Consider the following 5,434-nt stretch of genomic DNA (forward strand, 5'->3'; position numbering starts at 1 on the left):
GTGTGCGTGTGTTCTTTGAGAACTCAATAGTGTGTTGATGAATGTCAGTGCCAAATATTTGATTTGGTTTCGGTTCTTCATACCCCCGTGTGGAGGGCCGAACATTTAAGTCAGCTAAATTCCGGCTGGCGATTGTTTTGCTGGGTTTTCGGACTCTAGTTTGTACTTTTGATTGCGCCTTCGGGTGTGATTGTGAGTCTTCAACGGAGAGTTTGATCCTGGCTCAGGACGAACGCTGGCGGCGTGCTTAACACATGCAAGTCGAGCGGTAAGGCCCTTCGGGGTACACGAGCGGCGAACGGGTGAGTAACACGTGGGTGATCTGCCTTGCACTCTGGGATAAGCCTGGGAAACTGGGTCTAATACCGGATATGACCTCCGATCGCATGGTCGGGGGTGGAAAGATTTATCGGTGCAAGATGAGCCCGCGGCCTATCAGCTTGTTGGTGGGGTAATGGCCTACCAAGGCGACGACGGGTAGCCGGCCTGAGAGGGCGACCGGCCACACTGGGACTGAGACACGGCCCAGACTCCTACGGGAGGCAGCAGTGGGGAATATTGCACAATGGGCGGAAGCCTGATGCAGCGACGCCGCGTGAGGGATGACGGCCTTCGGGTTGTAAACCTCTTTCGACTCCGACGAAGCGAAAGTGACGGTAGGAGTATAAGAAGCACCGGCCAACTACGTGCCAGCAGCCGCGGTAATACGTAGGGTGCGAGCGTTGTCCGGAATTACTGGGCGTAAAGAGCTTGTAGGCGGCTTGTCGCGTCGATCGTGAAAACTCGGGGCTCAACCCCGAGCTTGCGGTCGATACGGGCAGGCTTGAGTACTTCAGGGGAGACTGGAATTCCTGGTGTAGCGGTGAAATGCGCAGATATCAGGAGGAACACCGGTGGCGAAGGCGGGTCTCTGGGAAGTAACTGACGCTGAGAAGCGAAAGCGTGGGTAGCGAACAGGATTAGATACCCTGGTAGTCCACGCCGTAAACGGTGGGTACTAGGTGTGGGTTTCCTTCCACGGGATCCGTGCCGTAGCTAACGCATTAAGTACCCCGCCTGGGGAGTACGGCCGCAAGGCTAAAACTCAAAGGAATTGACGGGGGCCCGCACAAGCGGCGGAGCATGTGGATTAATTCGATGCAACGCGAAGAACCTTACCTGGGTTTGACATACACCGGAAACCTGCAGAGATGTAGGCCCCCTTGTGGTCGGTGTACAGGTGGTGCATGGCTGTCGTCAGCTCGTGTCGTGAGATGTTGGGTTAAGTCCCGCAACGAGCGCAACCCTTATCTTATGTTGCCAGCGCGTAATGGCGGGGACTCGTGAGAGACTGCCGGGGTCAACTCGGAGGAAGGTGGGGACGACGTCAAGTCATCATGCCCCTTATGTCCAGGGCTTCACACATGCTACAATGGCCGGTACAGAGGGCTGCGATACCGTGAGGTGGAGCGAATCCCTTAAAGCCGGTCTCAGTTCGGATCGGGGTCTGCAACTCGACCCCGTGAAGTTGGAGTCGCTAGTAATCGCAGATCAGCAACGCTGCGGTGAATACGTTCCCGGGCCTTGTACACACCGCCCGTCACGTCATGAAAGTCGGTAACACCCGAAGCCGGTGGCCTAACCCTTGTGGAGGGAGCCGTCGAAGGTGGGATCGGCGATTGGGACGAAGTCGTAACAAGGTAGCCGTACCGGAAGGTGCGGCTGGATCACCTCCTTTCTAAGGAGCATTCTCCATGCCGGCTCGAAGAGTCGAGTACCGGTTGTGGCAGAGCCATTTCGGAAGCGAATGTTTTCCGATGGTTGCTCATGGGTGGAACGCTGACAACCTCCATCATTCATGGCTGAGGCTCTAGTTCTCGGTTGTGGTGGATATATCAACACACTGTTGGGTCCTGAAAGAACAGGCGTTCTTTCCAGGCAATAAACATGATCCGCTCGGATCTCCGTTCATACCGCGGGAGCTTCTTCGGGAGTTGCCGGCTGGTGCGGGTGAAAGTTTCGGGTGGGTGTGTTGTTTGAGAACTGCACAGTGGACGCGAGCATCTTTGTTTTGTAAGTGTTTTAGAGCGTTCGGTGGATGCCTTGGCACCAGGAGCCGATGAAGGACGTAGGAGGCTGCGATAAGCCTCGGGGAGCTGTCAACCGAGCTGTGATCCGAGGGTGTCCGAATGGGGAAACCCAGCACGAGTGATGTCGTGTTACCCGCCAGTGAATATATAGCTGGTGTGGAGGGAACGTGGGGAAGTGAAACATCTCAGTACCCACAGGAAGAGAAAACAACATGTGATTCCGTGAGTAGTGGCGAGCGAAAGCGGATGAGGCTAAACCATGCGTGTGTGATACCCGGCAGGGGTTGCACGTGTGGGGTAGTGGGGCTCACTTTCTTGTTACTGCCGTGACAAGCAACAGTCAGAAAAGATCGTGTTAGTCGAATTGGTCTGGGACGGCCAACCGTAGACGGTGAGAGTCCGGTAGGCGAAAACACGTTCTCTGTTGTAGTGGGTGCCCGAGTAGCAGCGGGCCCGTGAAATCTGCTGTGAATCTGCCGGGACCACCCGGTAAGCCTGAATACTCCCTGGTGACCGATAGCGGACTAGTACCGTGAGGGAAAGGTGAAAAGTACCCCGGGAGGGGAGTGAAATAGTACCTGAAACCGTGCGCTTACAATCCGTCAGGGCCTCTGCACAGCTTGCTGTGGGGGGTGATGGCGTGCCTTTTGAAGAATGAGCCTGCGAGTTAGTGGCATGTGGCGAGGTTAACCCGTGTGGGGTAGCCGTAGCGAAAGCGAGTCCGAATAGGGCGTTCCAGTCGCGTGTTCTAGACCCGAAGCGGAGTGATCTACCCATGGCCAGGGTGAAGCGACGGTAAGACGTCGTGGAGGCCCGAACCCACTTAGGTTGAAAACTGAGGGGATGAGCTGTGGGTAGGGGTGAAAGGCCAATCAAACTCCGTGATAGCTGGTTCTCCCCGAAATGCATTTAGGTGCAGCGTCGCGTGTTTCTCACCGGAGGTAGAGCTACTGGATGGTCTAGGGGGCCCACAAGCTTACCGAAATCAGCCAAACTCCGAATGCCGGTGAGTGAGAGCGCGGCAGTGAGACTGCGGGGGATAAGCTTCGTAGTCGAGAGGGAAACAGCCCAGATCGCCGGCTAAGGCCCCTAAGCGTGTACTAAGTGGAAAAGGATGTGGGATTGCGCAGACAGCCAGGAGGTTGGCTTAGAAGCAGCCACCCTTGAAAGAGTGCGTAATAGCTCACTGGTCGAGTGATCCTGCGCCGACAATGTAGCGGGGCTCAAGTACACCGCCGAAGCCGCGGCAGTCGCATATATACATCCACATTCTCCTGTGGGAGGGTGTGCAGTGGTGTGGCTGGGTAGGGGAGCGTCGTGTAGCCAGGGAAGCAGCGGGGTGACCTAGTTGTGGAGGCTGCGCGAGTGAGAATGCAGGCATGAGTAGCGAAAGACGAGTGAGAAACTCGTCCGCCGAATGACCAAGGGTTCCTGGGCCAGGTTAATCCGCCCAGGGTGAGTCGGGACCTAAGGCGAGGCCGACAGGCGTAGTCGATGGACAACGGGTTGATATTCCCGTACCCGTGTATCCGCGCCCAATGGCGAATCATCTGTGCTAAGTGCCCAAAACCTGATGGACCTCCTTCGGGAGGCCGGATGGGGCTGCGCATGACCCTGGGTGTAGTAGTCAAGCGATGGGGTGACGCAGGAAGGTAGCTGGGCCAGTCAGTGGTTGTACTGGTGTAAGCCTGTAGGGCGAGTGGTAGGCAAATCCGCCATTCATGTGCCTGAGAGGTGATGCGTAGCCGATTGAGGCGAATTCAGTGATCCTATGCTGCCGAGAAAAGCCTCTAGTGAGTTGGTACACGGCCCGTACCCCAAACCGACACAGGTGGTCAGGTAGAGAATACTAAGGCGATCGAGAGAACTGTGGTCAAGGAACTCGGCAAAATGCCCCCGTAACTTCGGGAGAAGGGGGGCCCGAGCTGGTGACGGAACTTGCTTCCTGAGCTGGTTTGGGCCGCAGAGACCAGAGAGAAGCGACTGTTTACTAAAAACACAGGTCCGTGCGAAGTCGTAAGACGATGTATACGGACTGACGCCTGCCCGGTGCCGGAAGGTTAAGAGGACCGGTTAGCGCTTCGGCGCGAAGCTGAGAATTTAAGCCCCGGTAAACGGCGGTGGTAACTATAACCATCCTAAGGTAGCGAAATTCCTTGTCGGGTAAGTTCCGACCTGCACGAATGGCGTAACGACTTCTCTGCTGTCTCGACCACAGACTCGGCGAAATTGCATTACGAGTAAAGATGCTCGTTACGCGCGGCAGGACGAAAAGACCCCGGGACCTTCACTATAGCTTGGTATTGGTGTTCGGTACGGTTTGTGTAGGATAGGTGGGAGACTGTGAAACTCGCACGCCAGTGTGGGTGGAGTCATCGTTGAAATACCACTCTGATCGTATTGGACCTCTAACCTCGGACCATGATCTGGTTCAGGGACAGTGCCTGGTGGGTAGTTTAACTGGGGCGGTTGCCTCCCAAAATGTAACGGAGGCGCCCAAAGGTTCCCTCAGCCTGGTTGGCAATCAGGTGTTGAGTGCAAGTGCACAAGGGAGCTTGACTGTGAGACAGACATGTCGAGCAGGGACGAAAGTCGGGACTAGTGATCCGGCACCGGCATGTGGAAGCGGTGTCGCTCAACGGATAAAAGGTACCCCGGGGATAACAGGCTGATCTTCCCCAAGAGTCCATATCGACGGGATGGTTTGGCACCTCGATGTCGGCTCGTCGCATCCTGGGGCTGGAGTAGGTCCCAAGGGTTGGGCTGTTCGCCCATTAAAGCGGCACGCGAGCTGGGTTTAGAACGTCGTGAGACAGTTCGGTCTCTATCCGCCGCGCGCGTTGGAAACTTGAGGAAGGCTGTCCCTAGTACGAGAGGACCGGGACGGACGAACCTCTGGTGTGCCAGTTGTCCCGCCAGGGGCACGGCTGGTTGGCTACGTTCGGAAGGGATAACCGCTGAAAGCATCTAAGCGGGAAGCCTGTTCCAAGATGAGGTTTCCCACCACCTCGAGTGGTTAAGGCCCCCTACAGACCATGGGGTTGATAGGCCGGAACTGGAAGCCAGGTAACTGGTGGAGGTGACCGGTACTAATAGGCCGAGGGCTTACAAACAAAGGTTGCTACGCGTCCACTGTGCAGTATCTGAAACAACACACAGATACAGAAGACACCCAGAACACGACATACTTCGGTGTGTAAGGGGTTCGGTGGGTGGCTGTCTGTGGACAGTTTCATAGAGTTACGGCGGTTATAGCGGCAGGGAAACGCCCGGTCCCATTCCGAACCCGGAAGCTAAGCCTGCCAGCGCCGATGGTACTGCACTCGACAGGGTGTGGGAGAGTAGGACACCGCCGGAACATACTT

Annotated in this window: 3 rRNA genes; all 3 read left to right on the forward strand. The window is 56.2% G+C overall.

The features are described from left to right. Nucleotides 1-200 precede the first annotated feature (200 nt). The 3 genes from NFL01S_RS33670 (at nt 201) to rrf (ending at nt 5,427) form a co-directional block, all read left to right on the forward strand. A 16S ribosomal RNA gene (locus NFL01S_RS33670) occupies nt 201-1,717 on the forward strand. 333 nt (nt 1,718-2,050) lie between these two features. Continuing rightward, nucleotides 2,051-5,182: ribosomal RNA gene (locus NFL01S_RS33675) — 23S ribosomal RNA — on the forward strand. A gap of 128 nt (nt 5,183-5,310) precedes the next feature. Next, nucleotides 5,311-5,427: ribosomal RNA gene (rrf, locus tag NFL01S_RS33680) — 5S ribosomal RNA — on the forward strand. The 16S, 23S and 5S rRNA genes sit together here, the layout of an rRNA operon. The last annotated feature ends 7 nt before the right edge of the window (nt 5,428-5,434 follow it).

This window comes from Nocardia flavorosea NBRC 108225 (assembly GCF_001613385.1).
Taxonomy (GTDB): Bacteria; Actinomycetota; Actinomycetes; order Mycobacteriales; family Mycobacteriaceae; genus Nocardia; species Nocardia flavorosea.